At 66.8% G+C, this 21,479-nt stretch carries 21 protein-coding genes; 11 read left to right on the plus strand and 10 right to left on the minus strand.

Annotation, left to right across the window (positions count from 1 at the left end):
- Window positions 1–12: 12 nt before the first annotated feature.
- The gene (locus tag FXN65_RS03915) at window positions 13–1,482 is read left to right on the plus strand and encodes an aldehyde dehydrogenase family protein (protein WP_151131746.1); all 1,470 of its coding nucleotides are present in this window, start codon (window positions 13–15) and stop codon (window positions 1,480–1,482) included.
- Between the two features lie 134 nt (window positions 1,483–1,616).
- On the opposite strand, the gene FXN65_RS03920 is transcribed toward FXN65_RS03915, so the two are convergent.
- From FXN65_RS03920 to FXN65_RS03935, 4 genes are all read right to left on the minus strand, one after another.
- On the minus strand, window positions 1,617–2,078 hold the full coding sequence (locus FXN65_RS03920) for a PAS domain-containing protein (RefSeq protein ID WP_151131747.1): 462 nt from the start codon (window positions 2,076–2,078) through the stop codon (window positions 1,617–1,619).
- Between the two features lie 3 nt (window positions 2,079–2,081).
- Window positions 2,082–3,056, minus strand: a complete 975-nt coding sequence (locus FXN65_RS03925) for a response regulator (RefSeq protein WP_244620743.1) — start codon at window positions 3,054–3,056, stop codon at window positions 2,082–2,084.
- 157 nt (window positions 3,057–3,213) lie between these two features.
- Window positions 3,214–4,440, minus strand: coding sequence for a TIGR03862 family flavoprotein (locus tag FXN65_RS03930; protein WP_151131749.1), 1,227 nt, complete (start codon window positions 4,438–4,440; stop codon window positions 3,214–3,216).
- A gap of 163 nt (window positions 4,441–4,603) precedes the next feature.
- On the minus strand, window positions 4,604–5,542 hold the full coding sequence (locus tag FXN65_RS03935; protein ID WP_151131750.1) for a histone deacetylase family protein: 939 nt from the start codon (window positions 5,540–5,542) through the stop codon (window positions 4,604–4,606).
- A 69-nt stretch (window positions 5,543–5,611) separates the two neighbouring features.
- Here FXN65_RS03935 and FXN65_RS03940 point away from each other — a divergent pair, with 69 nt between their 5' ends.
- The 5 genes from FXN65_RS03940 to FXN65_RS03960 are packed head-to-tail and all read left to right on the plus strand — an operon-like array spanning window position 5,612 to window position 9,669.
- Window positions 5,612–6,172: a GNAT family N-acetyltransferase gene (locus FXN65_RS03940; protein ID WP_151131751.1), complete on the plus strand. Its 561-nt coding sequence runs from the start codon at window positions 5,612–5,614 to the stop codon at window positions 6,170–6,172.
- A complete protein-coding gene (locus tag FXN65_RS03945; RefSeq protein WP_151131752.1) occupies window positions 6,169–7,773 on the plus strand; it encodes a nitroreductase family protein in 1,605 nt (534 codons plus the stop codon). The genes FXN65_RS03940 and FXN65_RS03945 overlap by 4 nt, the downstream gene beginning before the upstream one ends.
- A 31-nt stretch (window positions 7,774–7,804) precedes the next feature.
- The gene (gene tesB, locus FXN65_RS03950) at window positions 7,805–8,674 is read left to right on the plus strand and encodes an acyl-CoA thioesterase II (RefSeq protein ID WP_151131753.1); all 870 of its coding nucleotides are present in this window, start codon (window positions 7,805–7,807) and stop codon (window positions 8,672–8,674) included.
- 47 nt (window positions 8,675–8,721) lie between these two features.
- Entirely contained in the window at window positions 8,722–9,279 is a 558-nt protein-coding gene (locus FXN65_RS03955; RefSeq protein ID WP_151138649.1) for an HAD family hydrolase, read from the plus strand.
- A gap of 33 nt (window positions 9,280–9,312) precedes the next feature.
- Window positions 9,313–9,669: an endonuclease domain-containing protein gene (locus FXN65_RS03960; protein WP_151131754.1), complete on the plus strand. Its 357-nt coding sequence runs from the start codon at window positions 9,313–9,315 to the stop codon at window positions 9,667–9,669.
- A gap of 123 nt (window positions 9,670–9,792) precedes the next feature.
- Here FXN65_RS03960 and ypfJ read toward each other — a convergent pair whose 3' ends face one another.
- The 3 genes from ypfJ to FXN65_RS03975 form a co-directional block, all read right to left on the minus strand.
- Window positions 9,793–10,665, minus strand: a complete 873-nt coding sequence (gene ypfJ, locus FXN65_RS03965) for a KPN_02809 family neutral zinc metallopeptidase (RefSeq protein ID WP_151131755.1) — start codon at window positions 10,663–10,665, stop codon at window positions 9,793–9,795.
- Between the two features lie 69 nt (window positions 10,666–10,734).
- Window positions 10,735–11,589 carry a PhzF family phenazine biosynthesis protein gene (locus tag FXN65_RS03970; RefSeq protein ID WP_151131756.1) on the minus strand — a complete coding sequence of 285 codons (855 nt, stop codon included), beginning with the start codon at window positions 11,587–11,589 and terminating at the stop codon, window positions 10,735–10,737.
- A gap of 60 nt (window positions 11,590–11,649) precedes the next feature.
- A complete protein-coding gene (locus FXN65_RS03975; protein ID WP_151131757.1) occupies window positions 11,650–12,084 on the minus strand; it encodes a DUF411 domain-containing protein in 435 nt (144 codons plus the stop codon).
- Window positions 12,085–12,223: 139 nt separating this feature from the next.
- Here FXN65_RS03975 and FXN65_RS03980 point away from each other — a divergent pair, with 139 nt between their 5' ends.
- Window positions 12,224–12,607: a DUF4345 domain-containing protein gene (locus tag FXN65_RS03980; protein WP_151131758.1), complete on the plus strand. Its 384-nt coding sequence runs from the start codon at window positions 12,224–12,226 to the stop codon at window positions 12,605–12,607.
- Window positions 12,608–12,924: 317 nt separating this feature from the next.
- Window positions 12,925–13,287, plus strand: coding sequence for an aryl-sulfate sulfotransferase (locus tag FXN65_RS28500; RefSeq protein ID WP_244620744.1), 363 nt, complete (start codon window positions 12,925–12,927; stop codon window positions 13,285–13,287).
- Between the two features lie 38 nt (window positions 13,288–13,325).
- Here FXN65_RS28500 and trmA read toward each other — a convergent pair whose 3' ends face one another.
- The gene (gene trmA / locus FXN65_RS03990; protein ID WP_151131759.1) at window positions 13,326–14,420 is read right to left on the minus strand and encodes a tRNA (uridine(54)-C5)-methyltransferase TrmA; all 1,095 of its coding nucleotides are present in this window, start codon (window positions 14,418–14,420) and stop codon (window positions 13,326–13,328) included.
- Window positions 14,420–15,712: an NCS2 family permease gene (locus FXN65_RS03995; RefSeq protein WP_151131760.1), complete on the minus strand. Its 1,293-nt coding sequence runs from the start codon at window positions 15,710–15,712 to the stop codon at window positions 14,420–14,422. The genes trmA and FXN65_RS03995 overlap by 1 nt, the downstream gene beginning before the upstream one ends.
- Window positions 15,713–15,906: 194 nt before the next feature.
- Here FXN65_RS03995 and FXN65_RS04000 point away from each other — a divergent pair, with 194 nt between their 5' ends.
- Window positions 15,907–16,473, plus strand: a complete 567-nt coding sequence (locus FXN65_RS04000; RefSeq protein WP_151131761.1) for a DJ-1 family glyoxalase III — start codon at window positions 15,907–15,909, stop codon at window positions 16,471–16,473.
- 147 nt (window positions 16,474–16,620) lie between these two features.
- Here FXN65_RS04000 and FXN65_RS04005 read toward each other — a convergent pair whose 3' ends face one another.
- Window positions 16,621–17,829, minus strand: coding sequence for an MFS transporter (locus tag FXN65_RS04005; protein WP_151131763.1), 1,209 nt, complete (start codon window positions 17,827–17,829; stop codon window positions 16,621–16,623).
- A 288-nt stretch (window positions 17,830–18,117) separates the two neighbouring features.
- Here FXN65_RS04005 and FXN65_RS04010 point away from each other — a divergent pair, with 288 nt between their 5' ends.
- Both FXN65_RS04010 and FXN65_RS04015 read left to right on the plus strand, forming a co-directional pair.
- The gene (locus FXN65_RS04010; RefSeq protein WP_151131764.1) at window positions 18,118–20,946 is read left to right on the plus strand and encodes a xanthine dehydrogenase family protein molybdopterin-binding subunit; all 2,829 of its coding nucleotides are present in this window, start codon (window positions 18,118–18,120) and stop codon (window positions 20,944–20,946) included.
- On the plus strand, window positions 20,939–21,478 hold the full coding sequence (locus tag FXN65_RS04015) for a (2Fe-2S)-binding protein (RefSeq protein WP_151131766.1): 540 nt from the start codon (window positions 20,939–20,941) through the stop codon (window positions 21,476–21,478). Before FXN65_RS04010 ends, FXN65_RS04015 begins: the two co-directional genes overlap by 8 nt.
- Window position 21,479 lies beyond the last annotated feature (1 nt).

The raw sequence follows: 21,479 nt of genomic DNA on the forward strand, positions 1-21,479 counted from the left end.
TGGAGCAGAGCCATGCGTGACCAGCTTTACATCAACGGGCAATGGGTCCGCCCCGACCTGGGCGGCTATTTCGAGGTGCTGGACCCCAGCAGCGGCGACCTGATCCAGCGCGTACCGGCGGCCACCGAGGAAGACATCGACCATGCCGTGCATGCCGCCCGCCAGGCCTTCAACCGTGGTTGGGGACAGAGCAGCGGGGCCGAGCGCGCCAGCTGGCTGGAAGCCCTGGCCGGCGAACTGGAGGGCCGCCAGGACGCCCTGGCGGTGCTGGAGGTGCGCGACAACGGCAAGCCGCTGCCGGAGGCGCAGTGGGATATCGCCGACGCCATCGGCTGCTTCCGCTACTACGCCGAATTGGCGCGGGAGCTGGACGAGCGCCAGGACGAGCCGCTGGCGCTGCCGGACGACCGTTTCAGCTGCCGTATCCGCTATGAGCCGGTGGGGGTGGCCGGGCAGATCATCCCCTGGAACTACCCGCTGCTGATGGCCGCGTGGAAGGTCGCCCCGGCCTTGGCGGCGGGCGCCACCTGCGTGCTCAAGCCGTCGGAGCTGACGCCCCTGTCCGCCCTGGAACTGGCCGGCGCCGCCGAGCGCATCGGCCTGCCCTCGGGCGTGCTCAATGTGGTCACGGGCCTCGGCAGCGAGGCGGGTGGACCGCTCAGCCAGCATCCGGGAGTGGACAAGCTGGCCTTCACCGGCAGCGTGCCGACAGGGGCGAAGATCATGTCGGCGGCGGCGGCCGACATCAAGAACATCAGCCTGGAGCTGGGCGGCAAGTCGGCCTTCATCGTCTTCGACGACGCCGATGTGGACGCCGCCGTGGAATGGATCATGTTCGGCATCTTCTGGAACCAGGGCCAGGTGTGCAGCGCCACTTCGCGCCTGCTGGTGCAGGAGGGCATCGCCCCACGCCTGATCGAGCGCCTGGTGGAAGAAACCCGGCGCATCAGCATCGGCCCCGGCCTGGAGCGTGGCGTGCTGCTCGGGCCACTGGTGAGTGCCGGGCAGTACCAGAAGGTCGTGGGCATGATCGATCAGGGCAAGCAGGAGGCCGGCCTGCTCACTGGTGGAAAGCGGCCCGCGCATCTGTCCCATGGCTACTTCATCGAGCCGGCGGTGTTCGATGAGCCAGCGGACAACAGCCGCATCTGGCGCGAGGAAATCTTCGGCCCGGTGCTTTGCGTGAAGCGCTTCAAGACCGAGGCCGACGCCCTGCGCATGGCCAACGACAGCCGCTTCGGCCTCGCCGCCGCGGTGATGAGCGCCGATCTGGACCGCGCCGCGCGGGTGGCCAACGGCCTGCGTGCCGGCATCGTCTGGGTCAACTGCTCGCAGCCCACCTTTACCCAGGCACCCTGGGGCGGCATGAAGCAGAGCGGCATCGGCCGCGAGTTGGGCCGCTGGGGGCTGGAGAATTACCTGGAGGTGAAGCAGGTGACCGAGTACCGCAGCCAGGAGCCTTGGGGGTGGTACATCAAATAGCGAGGATTGCGTGTGCATTCCTCTGTGGGGGCGAATTCATTCGCTGAGGGCAGCGCAGCTGCCTCCATTTGCCTCGGCAGGGCAGGTCTGCGGCCTCCATAGCGATTGAAATCGCCCCCACAAAAGGTTGCCCCCTACAGGAACCGCGGACGACTCGTCTCCGCCAGTTGCCGCTTCAACCGTGCCACTTCGGTCATGTCGGTGATCACCAGGCACACGCGCTCCACCTTGCCGCCCGCGGCGGCAAGGGGCAGGACGGTGAGGTTCTGGTACATGAAATCCTCTTCGCCGGTGATCGGCCGGTAGTTGTCGAAGCGGATCAGGTAGGGCCGCTGCTCCCACAGGCTGAAGGCGCGGGTACCGAGTTGCAGCACGCTGTCCACCTTGCGTCGCAGCCAGTTGCGGTCGATCTCCGGGAACAGCTCGAAGAAGTTCTTGCCGTGTACCCGGTCGGGGCCGAGGCCCGAATGGTTTTCCATGAAGCTGTTCCACACCTCGACGTGGTACTGGCGGTCCAGGACCACCACACCGACGTCCAGGCATTGGACGATATCGAGCAGCCAGTGGAGTTCCTTGAAATCGATCTGTGCCGGCATGGGTCAGTCCATCAGGTAGTGGATCTTCTGGGTCAGGCGTGCGATGGAGGTTTCGGTGAAGAGCAGCAGCAGATCGAAGTGCAGGTTGTGGTCTTCGATGGCGTAGCTGATCTCCACGGCCAGCGTCTTGCGCCAGCGCCGGTTGTTGAGCTGGAACAGCCGTTCGATGGAGCTGTGCCGGCCGAGCAGTTGCGGATGGCCCTGGGAGAAGCGCACGTCGATCTGCTCGGCGATGCCGGCCAGGCACGCGCCGATCAGGATGCTCGCCAGGTCCAGCTGGATCTCCGCCTCCTCGTTCTCGCCCTGGGGCCGGCAGCCGAGCAGGCGCGCCACCTCGGCGCTCTCGGCATCGTGGAACAGCAGCAGCGCCTCGCCGGCGATGGATTCGCCGATGAAGCCCTGGCACACCGCCGACAGCCGTTCGCCGCGCTGGGCATCGGCCAGGGCCATGTGCAGTTCGCTGACTTCGAAGAGGTTGACGTTGGGCACCGGCAACTGCACGAACACCCCGAGCACCCGCGCCAGCAGGGCGGCGGCGCGGCCCATGGCGACGTTGCTGACCTCGCGCAGGGCATCGCGGAAATTCACCCGCAGGTCCGGATCGGTGCGCACCGGGATGCCGCTCACCGGGCTGGTGGACGGCGCCGGGCGCAGCAGGCCCAGGCGGATCAGGGTATCCCGCAGCTCGTCGGGGTCGGCCGGCTTGCGGATGAAGGCCAGGGCGCCGAGCTCGTGAACGCGGCGCTGGGCTTCTTCCTGGATGTCGCCGGAAATCACCACCACCCGGGACTTCAGCCCCTCGGCGCGGATGCGGCTGAGAACCTGGTAGCCATCCATCACCGGCATGGTCAGGTCCAGCAGGACCACCTGGCCCTGGCCCTGGCGGATCGCCTCAAGGGCTTCTTCGCCGTTGCTCGCCTGGGTGATATGCACCGGCCAGTCCAGCGGCAGCGCGCGAATCAACTGCTTGCGCGCCATCATCGAGTCGTCGCAGACGAGGAGGGGAATCACCTTGGGGGCACCGCGTGGAGAAAGCTGGGCTCTGGGCAAGCATAGACGCTGGCCGCGTGCCAGCCGACACCTCGCGGCCAGCTTCCGATCAGCAGTTTCGTTCGAAGCGCCGAGCGGTCGCCCGTCAGCCCCGCGACAACCAGCCGAGCACGCCACGCCCGGCGGCACGGCCGCTGGCGAAGCAGGCGGTGAGCAGGTAGCCGCCGGTGGGCGCTTCCCAGTCGAGCATCTCGCCGGCGCAGAACACTCCCGGCAGTTGCTTGAGCATCAGGCTTTCATCCATCGCCTCGAAGGGCACGCCACCGGCCGAACTGATGGCTTCGTCCAGGGGGCGCGCCCGTACCAGCGTCAGCGGCAGGGCCTTGATCACGGTGGCCAGGCGCGCGGGGTCGAGGAAATCGTCCTTGGCCGACAGCTCCCGCAACAGGCCGGCGCGGGCACCGTCGATGCCCAGTTGGCTATGCAGATGCTTGGCCATGGAGCGTGAACCGCGTGGGCGCGCCAGGGCCCGGGTGACCTTGTCCACAGAGTGGTTGGGCAAAAGGTCCAGGTGCAGGGTGGCGCTGCCGGTGGCGTTGATCCGTTCGCGGATGGCGGCGGATAGGGCGTAGATCAGGCTGCCTTCCACGCCGTTGTCGGTCAGCACGAATTCACCCAGGCGCGGTGCCTGGTCATCCAGGCGGATGGCCGTCGACTTGATTGGCGCGCCGGCGAATTTCTCTCGCAACAGCGGGCTCCAGCCGGCCACTTCGAAACCGCAATTGCTGGGTTGCAGCGGCGCGATGGTCACGCCGCGCTGTTCCAGCAGCGGTACCCAGGCGCCGTCCGATCCCAGCCGTGCCCAGCTGCCACCGCCGAGCGCCAGCACGCAGGCGTCGGCGCGGACATGCGTTTCAGCGGCGGGCGTTGCAATGCGCAGGGCGCCGTCTTCGGCCCAGCCCGACCAGCGGCTGCGGGTGTGGATGAGCACACCTTGCTCGCGCAGGCGCTTGAGCCAGGCGCGCAGCAGTGGTGCGGCCTTCATGTCGGTGGGAAAGACCCGGCCCGAGGTGCCGACGAAGGTGTCGATACCCAGACCGTGAATCCAGGCGCACAAGGCGTCGGCGCCGAACTCCTCCAGTAACGCGCCCACCTCATTGCAGCGTGCGCCGTAACGGCCAACGAAGGCGGTCTTCGCTTCCGAATGGGTGATGTTCATCCCGCCCACGCCGGCCAGCAGGAACTTGCGGCCCACCGAGGGCATGGCATCGAACAACTCCACCCGCGCGCCGCCCTGTGCCAGGACTTCGGCGGCCATCAGGCCGGCAGGGCCGCCACCGATAACGGCGACGAAGGGGGAGGATGCGTTCATGGGTGGAGTCGGGTGGGAAATGGAAGAGGGCGCATTCTAATGCACAGGAGTCGGGCGGACACGGCAGTTTGTGGGGGCGAATGCATTCGCGATGGCCGCCGAAGCTGCCCCGAGGCGCCTCGCAGGGCAGGCCTGCGGCCTGCTTTCGCGAATGAATTAGCTCCTACAGCTCGGAGGGCGGGTTTCCCAACCCCATCTCCCGCCATACCTTGTCGGCGCTGTGGTGCAGGATGCCGTGCCGCCTTGCCAGGGCGGCGCGGTCCTTGTCGTAGCCTCCGCCGATCACGCCCACCACCGGGATATCGCGCCCCAGGCAATGGCGGATCACCCGTTCATCGCGCTCGGCCACGCCGGCGTCGGTGAGTTGCAGGTAGCCCAGGGCATCGTCCTTGTGCACATCCACGCCGGCGTCGTAGAGCACCAGGTCCGGCTGGTAGAGCGGCAGCAGGTAGTTAAGTGCGTCGTCCACCACCTGCAGGTAGTCGACGTCGCCCATGCCCATGGGCAGGGGAATGTCCCAATCGCTCTCGGCCTTGCGCGCGGGGAAGTTTTTCTCGCAGTGCAGGGAGACGGTGATGGCCTCCGGGGTATCGGCCAGCAAGCGTGCGGTGCCGTCGCCCTGGTGCACGTCGCAGTCGAAGACCAGCACCCGCTGCACCTTGCCCGCTTCCAGCAGGTAACGGCTGATCACCGCCAGGTCGTTGAAGATGCAGAAACCCGCCGCATGGTCGAAGTGGGCGTGATGGGTGCCACCGGCCAGGTGGCAGGCCAGGCCGTGTTCAAGTGCCAGGTCGGCGGCCAGCAGCGAACCGCCCACGGCGCGCACCGTGCGTCGCGCCAGTGGTTCGCTCCAGGGGAGGCCTAGGCGGCGCTGTTCCTCGCGGCCCAGGTCGCCGTCGAGGAAACGTCGGATGTAATTGGGGCAATGGGCGAGCGCGAGCACCTCGGGCGGGCAGATGTCCGGGCGGTGCAGGCGCGCGTCGGTGGTCAGGCCGCTGTCCAGCAGGTGCTCGTAGAGCAGGCGGAACTTCTCCATGGGAAAACGGTGATCCGCCGGAAAGGGCGGACTGTAGTCGTCGTGGTAGACCAGCGGCAGGAACATCGATCGGCACTCGGGGGGGACGCAGGGCAGTATTATGGGCCCTTGGAACCACGTTCAAGAGTAAGCCCCGTGCCCCCGATCGAACTGCATACCCCGCGCCTGCACCTGCGTGCCTGGCGCGACGATGATCTGACGGCCTTCGCCGAACTCAATGCCGACCCCGAGGTGATGCACCACTTCCCCGCCTGCATGAGCCGGGAACAAAGCGATGCCCTGGCGGCACGCATCCACCAGCACACCCGGCAATACGGTTTCGGCCAGTGGGTGGTCGAGCACCGCGGGGACGGCGGCTTTGTCGGCGTCGTCGGCCTGCAGAATGTGAATTTCGACCAGCACTTCACTCCGGCTGTGGAAATCGGCTGGCGTCTGATGCCGCGCTACTGGGGGCAGGGCCTGGCCAGCGAGGCGGCGCAGGCGGCCTTGGCGTTCGGCTTCGAGTCCATGCAACTGACGGAGATCGTGGCGTTCACCGTTCCGGGCAACCGCCGCTCCCAGGCGGTGATGACGCGTATCGGGATGCAGCGCGACCTGCAGGGCGACTTCGAGCATCCGCTCCTGCCCGAGGGCCATCCGCTGCGCCTCCATCTGCTCTACCGCCTGGGCCGAGCCGAATGGGAAGCCTTGCGATGAGCGATGCCGTGCGTGCCTACCACGCGCTCAGCAAGCACCGCCCGGACCGCTTCGCGCCCGGCCCCGGCCAGCTCGACTGGGCGACCCAGCCGGCGCCCTTCCGCCGCTATGCCGGGGCGCGCCTGCTGGAGTTGTGGCACCGCCCGCTGGAAGAGACGCCGGCCTACGATGCGGTGTTCGCCGCCCCGGTCGGCGCGCCGGCCCACCTGAATCGCGCGAGCCTGTCGCAGCTGCTCTACGACAGCCTGGCCATCTCCGCCTGGAAGGAGGCAGGTGCGAGCCGATGGGCGCTGCGGGTCAATCCGTCGTCCGGCAACCTGCATCCCACCGAGGCCTACCTGCTGTTGCCGGCGGGCACGCTGGAGGAGGGCGCCCTGCTGGCCCACTACGCTGCGGACGTCCATGGACTGGAAATCCGCAGCCAGTTGCCGGCGCCCCTGGCCGAGCTGTTGTCCGCAGCGCTGCCGGCGGATGGTTTCCTGCTGGGGCTCGCCAGCATTCCCTGGCGCGAAGCCTGGAAGTACGGAGAGCGCGCCTACCGCTACTGCCAGCACGATCTGGGCCACGCCCTGGCGGCCCTGGCCATCGCTGCCAGTGCCCTCGGCTGGCAGGTGCGGGTGATGGGCGGAGTCGCTGAACAATCCCTGGATGCCCTGCTGGGGCTGGACCGGCGCGGCTTCGTCGAGCGCGAGTACGCCGATGTGCTGCTGTGGGTAGGCCCGGCGCAGAAAAAGGAATTCGCCCTTGGCCAGCCGCTGCAGGATGGCCTCGCCGCGCTGGAGCTGCATGGCTCGCCCAATCGCCTGTCCCGCGAGCAGCGCCACTGGCCCGAACTGGAGCGGGTCCACCAACTGTGCCGTGCGCCGCGCCAGCCCCTGGCCGACTGGCGCGCGGCCGAAGCCCACGCGGCTGCGGATAACCCCGGACTGCCGTTGCGCCCGCTGTTGCACCGCCGGCGCAGCGCCCAATCCATGGATGGCCGCAGCGGCATCCAGGCTGACCTGCTACTGGCCTGGCTGCGCCGCCTGATGCCGGCCAACTCGCCAGTGCCCTTCGCCAGCCTTGGCGATGCGCGGGTCGACCTGCTGCTGTTCGTCCATCGCGTCCAGGGCATGGCGCCGGGCCTCTACTGGCTGGCCCGCGGGGCCGCCGCGCAAAGCGAACTGGCCCAGGGCCTGCGCGAGGATTTCCTCTGGCAGCGGGCCAGCGACGAGCTGCCGCTGTACCGCCTGCTGGAAGGCGATGCCCGTGGCCTGGCGGGCTTTCTCTCCTGCGGCCAGGACATCGCCGCCGACGGCTGCGTCGCCCTGGCCATGCTGGCCCGTTTCGACGCCGCCCTGGAGCAGGGCGCCTGGCGTTATCCGCGCCTGTACTGGGAGTGCGGGCAAATCGGCCAGTTGCTCTATCTGGAGGCCGAGGCGGCCGGGCTGTCCGGCACCGGTATCGGCTGTTACTTCGACGATTCGGTGCATGAATTGCTGGAAATGGCCGACAGTCGCTGGCAAAGCCTTTACCATTTCACCATTGGCCGCGCGCTGTGGGACGAGCGCCTGACGACGCTGCCGGCCTATCCCGAACTACGACGACCGCCCCGGCCATGACCGGAGCGGCAGCCTTGCAGAGGAGAACTCCATGACCCAGGTGCTCGACGAGCTGGTCGCGTTGCTGAGCCTCGAATCCATCGAAGAGAATCTGTTCCGCGGCGTCAGCCAGGACCTGGGCTTCCGCCAGCTGTTCGGCGGCCAGGTGCTCGGCCAGTCGCTCTCCGCCGCCAGCCAGACGGTCGAGCCCGAGCGCCATGTGCATTCCCTCCACGGTTACTTCCTGCGCCCCGGCGACGCCTCCCTGCCGGTGGTCTACTCGGTGGAGCGGGTGCGTGATGGCGGCAGCTTCAGCACTCGCCGCGTCACCGCCATCCAGAAGGGGCAGCAGATCTTCACCTGCAGCGCGTCCTTCCAGCAGGACGAAGAAGGCTTCGAGCATCAGCTGACCATGCCCGAGGTGCCGGGGCCGGAGAACCTGCCGAGCGAGCTGGAACTGGCGCGAAAGAATGCGCACCTGCTGTCCGAGCGCGTGCGCGACAAGTTCCTCTGCGCCAAGCCCATCGAGATCCGCCCGGTCACCGTGGAAAATCCGTTCGCCCCGCGTCCGGGCGAGCCGGTGAAGCACGTCTGGTTCCGCGCCGATGGCAGCCTTCCGGACATCCCGGCGATCCACAAGTACATCCTCGCCTACGCCTCGGACTTCGGCCTGCTGACCACCTCCATGCTTCCCCACGGCGTGTCGGTCTGGCAGCGGTTCATGCAGGTGGCCAGCCTCGACCATGCCCTGTGGTTCCACCGCGACCTGCGCGCGGACGACTGGTTGCTCTACTCCATGGACAGCCCCTGGGCCGGCAATTCCCGTGGCTTCTCCCGCGGCAGCATCTTCAACCGCGCCGGCCAACTGGTGGCCTCGGTGGCCCAGGAAGGCCTGACCCGCCTGCGTGAGGATTGGAAGTGACGGTTCCGGGCGCCGCGCTTGGGCGATACCGCCACTGGGTGTTCGACATGGACGGCACCCTGACCATTGCCGTGCATGACTTTGCCGCGATCCGCGAGGCCCTGGACATCCCGCCGGAGGACGACATTCTCCACCACCTCGCCGCCCTGCCCGAGGTCGAGGCCGCTGCCAAGCACGCCTGGCTGCTGGAGCACGAACGGGAGCTGGCGCTGAACGCCCAGCCCGCCGACGGCGCCATCGAACTGGTGCGCGAACTGCATCAGCGTGGCTGCCAACTCGGCATCCTCACCCGCAATGCCCACGAACTGGCCCTGCTGACCCTGGAGGCCATCGGGCTGGGCGACTGCTTCGCTACCGATGACATCCTCGGCCGCGGCGAAGCCCCCCCAAAACCCCACCCCGGCGGCCTGCTGCACCTGGCCGGGCGCTGGCGGGCCCCGCCCCGCGAGCTGGTGATGGTGGGTGACTACCGCTTCGACCTCGACTGCGGCCGCGCCGCAGGGGCCGCAACCGTGCTGGTCAACCTGCCGGAAAACCCCTGGCCGGAACTGGCGGACTGGTTTGCGCGGGATTGTGGGGAGTTGTTGGAGATGGTTCGTTCCTGAAGAACTCATCGGTTGTCCACGGAGGGATGACTCATGCACAAGACAAAGCTCGATGAAGAGCACCTCGAATTCACCCGTGCGCTCAGGCGCTCTTCCACTGATGCCGAACAGTGTCTCTGGCGACATCTGCGGGGGCGGCAATTAGTGGGACTCAAGTTCCGTCGCCAGCACCCGGTTGGTCCGTATGTTCTCGATTTCTATTGCCAGGAGATGTGCGTGGCAGTGGAACTCGACGGCGGGCAGCACTACGCGGATCCGGAGCGGGATCAATTGCGCGATAGCTGGCTGGCAGGACAGGGGATTCAGGTGTTGCGCTTCAGTTCGAGAGAGGCGTTGCTGGAGACGGGGGCGGTGTTGGAAAAGATTCTGCTGGTGGCGTCGGAGCTGTAGCCGGGCTTCCCTCTCCCAGAGGGAGAGGGGGCAGTCCTGCGCGGAGATGGGCTGTAAGTCACCCCTCTCCCTCCGGGAGAGGGGCCGGGGGTGAGGGTAACGTCAGGCTGCTCGGACTCCGACTTAAAGCCTCGCCGTCGAAAACGTATCGCAGCGCCCCACTTCCCCCTTCTCGAACCCTATCTTGAACCAGCGCACCCGCTGCGCCGAGGTTCCGTGGGTGAAGGAGTCCGGCACCACCTGGCCACGGCCCTGGCGCTGCAGGCGGTCGTCGCCGATGGCGTTGGCGGCGTTCAGGGCTTCTTCCAGGTCGCCGGGCTCCAGCCAGTTGAGGCGTTTCTGCGCGTGGTAGGCCCAGACGCCGGCCAGGCAGTCGGCCTGGAGTTCCTGGCGCACCAGCAGGCCGTTGTCGCCTTCCACCTTTTCGCCGCGCTGGCGGGCGGCGTTGACCTTCGCGGAGACGCCCAGAAGGGTCTGCACGTGGTGGCCCACTTCATGGGCGATCACGTAGGCCTGGGCGAAGTCGCCGGCGGCCTGGAAGCGGCTGGCCATTTCCTCGAAGAAGTCCAGATCCAGGTAGACCTTGCGATCGCCCGGACAATAGAACGGGCCGACCGCCGAGGAGGCGAAGCCGCAGGCCGATTGCACGCCGCCGTTGAACAGCACCAGGGTAGGATCCTGGTACTGGCGGCCGGCGGCCTGGAAGATCGAGCGCCAGGTGTCCTCGGTGTCACCGAGGATGGCGCGGACGAACTCGCGCTCCTCCGGGGTGCCTGATGGCATGGCCGACTGCTGTTGCGGATTGACCGAGGCGTTCTGCTGGGTGATCTGGCCGAGGATCTGCAGCGGGTCCTCGCCCATCAGCAGGGCGACTACCACCACAATCGCGATTCCGCCCAGGCCCAGCCCCTTGCCTCCGCCCAGGCGCATGCCGCCGCCACCCACGCCTCCGGCGTCTTCCACATTGTCGCTACGACGCGCTCGTTGCCAGCGCATGACCGTTCTCCACACAAAGTGCGAGTTATTCAGTGTTGACGCTGGCGGCGGGTGCCGCCAGACCGGTCGTCAGCCGAGCTCCGCCAGGGGCGGCAGCAGGCGAGCGTGGGCCAGTAGTTGAACCTCGCCGCCCACCAGCACATTGCCGGCGGCGGCGACGCACACATCGAGCCGGCTCGGGCGGCCGAGGAAGCGGCCCTGGGCCAGGGCGAAGGGCTGGCCGGGGCGCTCCAGCCCCTGGGCTACGCGCCAGGCGGCCACCGGTCCTGCGGCACTGCCGGTGGCGATGTCTTCCACCACGCCGAGCGGGTCCCAGGTGCGGCCTTCACGGGCATCCACGTCCATCAGGAAGACGAAGGCGGCGCCAATGCCGGCCAGCGCCTCATCCAGTGAATCGCGCTGCTTCGCCGCCGCCAGCCCGGCTGCAGTCACCGGTAACAGCAGGTAGGGCAGGCCAGTGCTGACCACCTGGGCCGGATAGCGGCGGTCGCGCTCGCTGCCGAAGGCCGCGGCGAAGGTGTCGGCGGCAGCATCGTCCAGCACCTGGCCGAATTCTGCCGGCCCCTGGTCCATCTCGGCATAGAAGCCCTTGCCGTGACGGCGGGTAGCGATGCGCACCTGTTTCTCCGGCAGCTGCAGCAGCCACTCGGCGTCGGACCTGCCGCCATGCAGCTGATGCAACAGCGCGGCGGCGCCGAGGATGGGGTGGCCGGCGAAGGGCAGTTCTTCTTCCACCGTGAATACCCGTGCGGAGAAGGCGTTGTGGGTATCCAGCGGCGCCAGGAAGATCGACTCGAACTGCTTGAGCTCGCGGGTCAGCTCCTGCATGGCGGCGGGGGAAAGGCCGCGGCAATCGGGGAAGACGGCCAGGCCATTGCCGGCCAGGACCCGTTCGGCGAACACATCGACTTGCCAGTATTCCATTTCAGGCTCCAGGGAAATGAAAACGGCCGCACCAGGCGGCCGTTGCGTGAACGCGTGGATTCAGCGTGCAGGATACTCGCTGAGTACGCTGAGCTTGCCACCCTGGGCGACGCCGACCACCTGGTAGGCGTCCTGGCGGTCACCCATTTCCATACCCGGGGAGCCAATGGGCATGCCCGGTACGGCGGCGCCCAACAGGTCGGGACGCTCGCGCAGCTTGAGTACGTCGCTGGCCGGTACGTGCCCTTCGACGAACTTGCCGTCCACCACGCCGGTGTGGCACGAGCCGAGCTGGTAGGGCACGCCGACGCGCATCTTCACCGCGGTCATGTTGGTTTCCTCGTGGTCGCGGACCTGGATGCCGTTGTCCCGCAGATGGCTGATCCATTCCTTGCAGCAGCCGCAGTTGGGATCGCGGTAGACGTCCATGGTGATGGGGTCGGCGGCCTGGGCGATGCCGGCGAGCAGGGTGGTGAGCAGGAGGAGGGAACGCATGTGAACTCCTTGCGGCCAGGTGGGCCGGAGACAAAGAAAGGCAGCATAGCTCCGCACCGACCCTGTCCCAAGCACAGGTCTGTTTCAGACTGTTCCCGAGCGGCCTATGCTTTTTCTGACCTTTGCGCGAGATTCGCCGATGCTCTTCACCCGCCTCCTGCTTGGCCTGCAGGCGCTGATCCTGGCCGTCTTCGGCCTGGCCTACTTCATTCGCCCGGAAGAAATGGCCAGCTTCAGCGGCATGCTGCTGATGGACCCCTCCGCGGTCACCGATGTGCGTGCCTGGTACGGCTGCCTGCCGCTCGGCATCGCCGCATTCCTCCTCCTATCGCAGCTGCGCCTGCAACTGGCGCGCGCCGCGCTGGACCTGCTGGTGCTGGTCTACGTCGCCCTCGCCCTGGGGCGGGTCAGTGGGCTCTGGCTGGACGGCAGCCTGGGGCAGACTTTCAACCTCTATGCGCTGCTGTTCGAGGTGGTATCGGCGGGCCTCGCCTTCGCTGCTCTGCGCAGGCTGGATGGCTGATATGTCCGAAAGCGATATCACTATCTTCACTTCGAATTTCTAGAAAAATCGCCTTTATAAGGGCGAGGAGCACACCTCTTCTCGCCCTGAAAGAGGACTGTCCCGATGAATGCCAAAACCGAAACCGCGATCTTCCCAAGGGCGCCTGCATTACCGCCATGGGCGAGATTCCCGGTGACCGCGCCTTCAAGTTGAACGCCCTGGGCGGTGCCGCCGAGTGGGACCTGCTGGGCAACAACTGGATCGCCGACAGCAACGGCGATGTGCGTTGGTAGCTGGATATCGAGCAGATCCTCGACCCCTATCGCGGCGAACGGCTGGAAACCCTCGGCAAGGCCGCGCTCCAGCTCGCGGAAGGCGGGCAGAAACAGGACGGCACCGCTGCCAACGAACGGCTCGAAGGCGACCTGCCTTTCGGCGATACCCGCGGCGTCGGCACCGGCCGCCGTTGGGCCCACGTCCACGCCATCGACTACGACGCCAGCGACGGCAGCATCATCGGTTCCGCCCGCCACCAGGGCGTGGTGAAGATCGGTCGCAACACGCAGGTGAAGTGGATTCTCGCCTCGCCCCAGGGCTCTCCGTCGGATGGGGCGGACGGCGTTCCGCGAGCTTGCGAAACCCATCAATTCTGCAGCATGGTTTTCGCTCCGCTCTACCCATCCTGCATTCAGGATTGAGTCACCCCTCTCCCGGAGGGAGAGGGGTGGGTTGGGGGTCAGCGCCGCTCCAGCAGCACGCCCGATTCCATGTGGTGCGTGTAGGGGAACTGGTCGAACAGGGCGCAGCGCACCACTTTGTGGGTGTCGCTGAGCTGCTGGATGTTCGCCGCCAGGGTCTCCGGGTTGCAGGAGATGTAGAGGATGCGGTCGAAGCGGCGGGTCAGTTCGCAGGTGTCCGGGTCCATGCCGGCGCGGGGCGGATCGACGAAGACGCTGCCGAACGCGTAGCCCTTGAGGTCGATGCCGGCCAGGCGGCGGAACGGGCGGACCTCGTTCAGCGCCTCGGTCAGCTCCTCGGCGGACAGGCGCACCAGGGTGACGTTATCCACAGCGTTGTCGGCCAGGTTGGCCAGGGCGGCGTTCACCGAGGTCTTGCTGATCTCGGTGGCCAGCACCTTGCGCGCGCGGGTGGCCAGCGGCAGGGTGAAGTTGCCGTTGCCGCAGTACAGCTCCAGCAGGTCGTCCTGGCGTTCGCCCAGCACATCGAAGGCCCAGCCCAGCATCTTCTGGTTCACCTCGCCGTTGGGCTGGGTGAAGGCGCCTTCCGGCTGGCGATAACGGAACACGCGGCCGGCGACGGTCAGTTCTTCCTCGACATAGTCGCGGCCGATGACGATGCGCTTGCCCTTGGAGCGGCCCACCAGGCTCACGCCGAGGTCCGCGGCGAGCTTTTCGGCTTCGGCCTGCCAGGCCTCGTCCAGCGGACGGTGGTAGCAGAGGGTGATCAGCGCATCGCCGGCCAGGGTGGTGAGGAACTCCACCTGGAACAGCTTGAACGACAGCACCTGGCTTGCCTGCCAACCCGCCTTGAGACGCGGCATCAGTTCATTGATACGGCGGCTGGCGATAGGGAAGTCCTCGATCAGTACCGGGGTGAACTTGTCGCCGGCCTCGAACATCGCGTAGTGGCGGTTCTCATTGCCGGTCTCGCGCCACAGGCGGAACTCGGCACGCAGACGGTAATGCTCGCGGGGGGACTCGAAGACTTCCGGTTCCGGGGCGTCGAAGGGCGCCAGCAGCGCCTTCAGGCGCTGCGTCTTCTCGGTGAGCTGGGCGGCGTAGGCCGCCGGGTCGAACTGGGGACGACTCATCAGTGGAAGAAACCCATCTTGATAACGAAGAGCACGGCCAGGACCACCAGCGCCGGGCTGAGTTCCTTGTAGCGGCCAGCCAGGGTCTTGATCGCGGCCCAGGCGATGAAGCCGAAGGCGATGCCGTCGGCGATGGAGTAGGTGAACGGCATGGCCAGGGCGGTGATCAGCACCGGCGCGGCGGTGGTCAGGTCGTGCCAGTCGATCTCGGCCAGGCCCGAGGCCATCAGCACGGCGACGAAGAACAGCGCCGGCGCGGTGGCGAAGGCCGGCACGCTACCCGCCAGCGGCGAGAGGAACAGGGCCAGCAGGAACAGCACGGCGACCACCAGGGCGGTGAGGCCGGTGCGGCCGCCGGCGCTGACGCCCGCGGCGGACTCGATGTAGCTGGTGGTGGTGGAGGTGCCCAGCAGGGAACCGCCCATGGCCGCGGTGGAGTCGGCGATAAGCGCGCGGCCCATCTTCGGCATGTAGCCGTCGGCGCGCATCAGGCCGGCCTTCTTGGCCACAGCGATGAGGGTGCCGGAGTTGTCGAACAGGTCGACGAAGAGGAAGGCGAAGATCACGCTCACCAGGCCGATTTCCAGAGCGCCCGCGATGTCCAGCTGGAGGAAGGTGGGGGCCAGCGACGGCGGCATGGAGAAGATGCCGCCGAACTGGGAAACGCCCAGCGCGATGCCGGCGATGGTCACCGCGAGGATGCCGATCAGCACGGCGCCGGTCACCTTGCGTGCTTCGAGGGCGACGATCAGGAAGAAGCCGAGCACGGCGAGGATCGGCTCGGGCTTGGTCAGGTCCCCGACTGTCACCATGGTCACCGGGTGGGCGGTGACGATGCCGGCTTTCTGCAGGGCGATCAGTCCGAGGAACAGGCCGATGCCGGCGGCGATGGCCGAGCGCAGCTCCAGCGGGATGCTGTTGATGATCCATTCGCGGATCTTGAAGATCGACAGCAGGAAGAACATGCAGGCGGAGAGGAATACCGCGCCCAGGGCCACCTGCCAGGTGTGTCCCATCTGCAGCACCACGGTGTAGGTGAAAAAGGCGTTCAGGCCCATGCCGGGAGCCAGGGCGATGGGGTAGTTGGCGATCAGCGCCATGATGGCCGAGCCGATGGCTGCAGCCAGGCAGGTGGCGACGAACACCGCGCCCTTGTCCATGCCGGTCTCGCCGAGGATGGCCGGGTTGACGAAGAGGATGTAGGCCATCGTCAGGAAGGTCGTCAGACCCGCCAGGACCTCGGTGCGCACATTGGTGTCGTGCGCCTTGAGTTGGAACAGCTTTTCCAGCATGTGTGGCTCCCCGTGACGCAGTGCGTCGTTGTCATTCAGCTGGCGAAAAGAAAAGCACAAATGCACGGCGCGCGCGGGCGCCATGGACTTTTCTCTGCCAGTCTGGAAAAAGGCGCGCATCATACCAGCTCACCCGGGAGCGGTGAATTTGTGACCGGACGGACAGCTTCGGTTTCCAGGAACAGGAGAATGCCATGCAAACCCAACCCCATCTCCAGGCCCTGCTCGCCGTCGCCGAAGGCGTGGAAGACCTGGAAACCGTGACCCTGATCGACGTGCTGCGGCGCGCCGAGATCAAGACAGTGGTTGCGAGCATCGAAACCCGCCGCATGATCACCCTGGCCCGCGGCACCCGCCTGACCGCCGACACCATGCTGCTGGACGTGCTGGCCCAGGACTACGACCTGATCGTGCTGCCCGGCGGCATGCCCGGTGCCCAGCGCCTGGGCGAACACGAGCCGCTGGGTGAAAAGGTCCGTGAACAGGCCAAGGCCGGCCGCTTCTTCGCCGCCATCTGTGCATCCCCGGCCATGGCCCTGCAGCCTTTCGGTGTGCTGCGCCAACGCCGCATGACCTGCTACCCGAGCTTCAGCGACCGCCTTTCCGGCTGCACCTTCGTCGACCAGCCAGTGGTGGTGGACGGCAATTGCATCACGGCCCAGGGCCCGGGCAGCGCCCTGGCCTTCGCCCTGACCCTGGTGGAGCAGTTGTGCGGCAAGGCCAAGCGCAACGAGATCGCCAAGGCGATGCTGGTTGGCTGAGGGTTGATCTGCAGGGGATTTCCTGTGGGAGCGAATTCATTCGCGATGGGGGATTGATGGGTATCGCTCCGCTCAATCCATCCTACGAGGGCCGATCAGCCCGTAGGTTGGTGCACAGCGCAGCGAAGCCCAACGATCAGCTGCCCATCAGTGCAGCTTGTCCCGCTTGGCCAGGCTCGGGAACAGCTTCATCCACAGCCCGGTCACCAGCAGCGTACCCACGCCGCCCATGACCACCGCCGGAACGGTGCCGAACCAGGCGGCGGTGACGCCGGACTCGAACTCACCCAGCTGGTTGGAAGCGCCGATGAACAGGCCGTTAACTGCGCTGACCCGGCCGCGCATCTCGTCCGGGGTATGCAATTGCACGAAGGCGCCACGAATCACCATGCTGATCATGTCGGCCGCGCCGAGCACGGCGAGCACTGCCAGCGAGAACCAGAAGGACGTGGACAGGCCGAAGGCGATGGTCGCCACGCCGAACACGCCCACCGAGGTGAACATGATCCGGCCGACATTGCGCTCGATGGGGAAGCGCGCCAGCCAGAAGGACATCAGCAGGGCGCCGACCGCCGGGGCCGAGCGCAGCAGGCCCAGGCCCCAGGGGCCGGTGAGCAGGATGTCCTTGGCGAACACCGGGAGCAGGGCGGTGGCACCTCCCAGCAGCACGGCGAAGAGGTCCAGCGAGATGGCTCCGAGAATGTCCGGACGGCTGCGGATGAAACGGATGCCCGCCAGCAGGTTCTCCAGGTTTGCCGGGGCCTTGTTGGCCTGCTGCTGGCTGCTCGACAGGCCGAGCATCAGGGCGCAGGCGGCGATATAGAGGATGGCCGTCGGTCCGTACACCCACAGGCTGCCGAAGGCGTAGAGCAGGCCACCGAGCGCCGGCGCGACGATGGTCGCCGCCTGCATGGCCGAGGCCGAGGCGGCCACCGCGCGGGGGAACAGTTCCTTGGGCACCACGTTGGGCAGCAGCGCCTGGGTGGCCGGCATCTCGAAGGCGCGCGCGGCACCGAGGACGAAGGCCATGAGGAAGATCAGCTCGCGGCTGGCGCTGTCGGTGGTGCTGGCAAATACCAATACCCCGGCCACCAGGGCCTGCAGCACCTGGCAGATGGCGGCGACGCGGCGGCGGTCGAAGCGGTCGGCCACATGTCCGGTGTGGAGCATGAACAACACGCGCGGCAGGAACTCCACCAGACCGACGAGGCCCAGATCGAGCACGTTGCCGGTGAGTTCATAGATGTGCCAGCCGATGGCGACCGTGATCATCTGGAAGCCGCTGGCCGTGCAGACCCGGGCAAACCAGAACGCCAGGAAGGGGCGGTGGTGGCGTAAGAGGAGGGGCTGGGACATTTGCGAAATTACTTAGGCAGCTATCGATGGCGAAGCCTAGCATGCGGCTGAAACATGCGGTTGCATTTGGCGAACAAAGCGTTCGGTCACCGAGTTCCTCGTCAGAATTTTCTGACCTGTAAGACAATTTTTCTTTGTCTGCGTCAGGCTTTTCGTTAAGATTTGACCTCCGAGTCAGGTAAATCCCACCGACTATTCTTGCTACGACCCTTCTCCCGAGGAAGGGCCGACAACCGCTTATTGCACAAAGAATGGCGCCGGCTGCGTCCAGCGCCACGAGGAACGGGCATGTCCACTCCTGAAATATCCCGCCGCGCCTTCCTCCAAGGCAGCGTCGTCGCCGGTATCGGCATCACTCTCGCGCCGCTCGGCAGCAAGGCTTTTGCCGCGCTGTTCGAAGAACAGGTCACCCGTGGCCCCGAGCCCTGGCACACCGCTGGCGGGCAGGCCCGTGGGCGGATCGATGGTGTCAGCAAGGTCTGCGGCGGCAAGGTGTTCGCCCGCGACATCCGCGCCAAGGACATGCCCGGTTGGCCGCAGCAGCAGGGCCATGCGCTGCTGATCAAGGCCACCCGCGCCGACCACCTGTACCAGGGCATCGACCTGTCGATGCTGGGGGATGAGCTGAAGCCCGACCGCGTGGTGACCGCCGCGGACCTGGCCCGGGACGGCATCGCCTTCCCCGAAGGCCACAGCCCGGACCCATTCCTGCCGGAAGGTCAGGTGCCCATGTTCATCGGCCATCCGGTGGCGCTGCTGATCTGGAAGGACTTCGACCGTTATCGCCGGGCCAAGAACATCCTCAAGTTCAACGAGAAAGTGGTGCGCTACGGTGCCCAGGCTCCGTTGTTCCAGCGCGATCCCTACGGCAGCTTCCGCTTCGTCCGCGTTGGCGGCGCCACGCCGTTCGAGCCGGATACCTTCTCCAGCCTGAAGGACAGCATGCTGTTCCCGCTGATCCGCGAGCGCAAACCCACCTGGGGCGCCGGCAACCCAACGGGCGACCTGACCGCCCAGGGCATCTACCACGCTGAGCAGATGCAGTCGAAGCTGGCCAATCCGCCGGAAGGCTGGATGGTCTTCGACGAGCGCTTCAAGACCCAGTCCATCGAGCCCGCCGCCCTGGAAGCGGACAACGGCAACGGCTGGTACGACCCGGCCACCGGCACCCTGCATTTCGTCGTGGCCACCCAGTGCCCCTTCGAAGTGGCCGAACAGACCGCGCACATGCTGGCGCCGTCCCGCTTCAAGGTCACGAAGCTGAACATGCACCCCGGCTACACCGTGGGCTACGGCTCCAAGGACAACAACATCTTCGTCTTCTACGCCGCCCTGGCCGCCATGTACGGCGACGGCGTACCGGTGCGCCTGGCCAATGACCGCTACGAGCAGTTCCAGAGCGGCATCAAGCGCCACCCCTTCGACATGCACTACCAGCTGGCGGTGAAGAAGGACGATCTGTCGTTCCAGATCTTCCGCGCCCACATGGACGTCGACGGCGGTGGCCGCATCAACTACAGCCCCTCGGTAGCCGCCGTGGGCGCCACCGCCGCGCAGTCCATCTATTACCTGCCGCAGAGCGACCTGGCCGCCACCGCTTATCACTCCCGTGGCGTCGAAGCCGGCTCCATGCGTGGCTACGGCACCCTGCAGACCATGGCCGCCACCGAGATGATGGTGGACGAGGTGGCCCAGCGCCTGGGTGTCGACCCCATCGAGCTGCGCAAGAAGAACGTCTTCAAGTCCGGCATGAAGAACACCCAGGGTGCGATCCCCGCCGGTGCCCTGCGCCTGGAGGAAATCCTCGACAAGGCCGCGCAGCACGAGGTCTGGAAGAACCGCGACGCGCGCAAGCGCGAGGAAGAAGCCAAGGACCCGGATAACCACTACGGCGTCGGTTTCGCCATCTGCCAGAAGGACTTCGGCACGGGCTCCGAAGCGCCCATGGCGAGCATCGAGTTCACCGCCGATGGACGCGTGACGCTGCGCCAGATCGCCATCGACATGGGCACCGGCATGGCCACCTCCCAGGCCCTGCTGGTGGCCGACTACCTGGGCCGCCCGGCGCATGAAATCCGCACCGGTGTCACCGAGTGGTCCGAACTGGCCCTGACCACCAGCGGCAACCCCTACCTGATCAGCCAGTCCGAGCAGGACGCCGCCCTGAAGAACCCGCGCTGGGTCGGCAAGCTGGCATCGCCGTCCTCGGCGACCAACTCGGCCTACTACTCCGGCCACGGCACCCGCGAGGCCGCGCGCATCCTCTTCAACCACGGCCTGTGGCCGGCGGCGCTGGCCATCTGGGGGCGCGGCGAATTTGGCGGCATGGCCAACCCCTACGTGGTACGCCGCGAGGACGCCAACTGGGTGGAAGGCAAGCTCACCGCCAACGGCCTGCCGCCGATTCCCTTCGAGCTGCTGGCGCACAAGGCCCATGAACTGGGCCTGGTCACCGGCGTCAGCGTCCACGGTTTCAACCGCTGGGCCTGGGCCGAGGGCGAATTCGAGATCGACGGCAAGCGCGACACCTTCCCGCTGGACGCGGTAGCCGTGAAGTACGGCGACGGTGCGCCCAAGGAGAAGAAGGCGAAAATGACCAGTCACGGTTTCCACCTGCTGGACCGCACCGCCATCAGCTACCCGCCGACCCAGCTGAACAACGCCATGGTCACCTACTACAGCCCGGTCGCCACCCTGGTCGAGGTGAAGGTGAACAAGGGCAGCGGCGAGGCGCGGGTGATCAATCACCATTCCTGGCTGGAGTGCGGCCGGGTCATCGTGCCGGAACTCGTGCTCGGTCAGCTCGAAGGCGGCATCGCCATGGGCATCGGCCACGCGCTGCTGGAAGAAATGCCGCTGTACGAGGGCGGCCCCGGCGAAGGCACCTGGAACTTCAACCGTTACCAGCTGCCCCGCGCCAAGGACTGCGCAGTCTGGACACAGACCGCCGAAATCCTCCCACCGCTGTCGCCCAGCGACCCGGCCAAGGGCATTGCCGAAGTGGTGATGATCCCCGTGGTCGGCGCCATCGTGAATGCCGTGGCCCACGCCACCGGCAAGCGCCTGCGCGACCTTCCCCTGACCCCGGCCCGCATCAAGGAGGCCCTCCATGGCTAAGCGCGCCCTCAGCATGACCCTCAACGGCCAGGCCGTCGGTCCGTTCACCGTGGACGACGACCTGATGATGATCGAGTTCCTCCACGAATACCTGAACCTCACCGGCTCGCGCCTCGGCTGCGGCCAGGGCGTCTGCCATGCCTGCGTGGCGATTCTCGACAAGCCGGACGGCACCAGTGAGGAAATCCGCACCTGCATCACCGGCGCACATTTCTTCGACGGCAAGAAGGTGCGCACCGTCGAAGGACACGCCAGGCGCGATGAAAAAGGCGAAGTGACCGGGCTGAACCCGATCCAGCAGAAGTTCATCGACCAGTTCGCGTTCCAGTGCAGCTACTGCACCCCCGGCTACGTCAACGCCGCCACCGTGCTGGTGGAAAAGCTCCAGCGCCAGCCGGTCAAGCGCAGCGAACTGGAAGGGGAGATCGAGCACGCCCTGGGCAACCACATCTGCCGCTGCACCGGCTATGTCCGCTACTACAACGCCGCGCGTGAAGTGGTGGAAGGCCTCGGCCTGGTCAAGGAGGGTTGAG

The sequence above is a fragment of the Pseudomonas lalkuanensis genome (genome assembly GCF_008807375.1).
GTDB lineage: Bacteria > Pseudomonadota > Gammaproteobacteria > Pseudomonadales > Pseudomonadaceae > Metapseudomonas > Metapseudomonas lalkuanensis.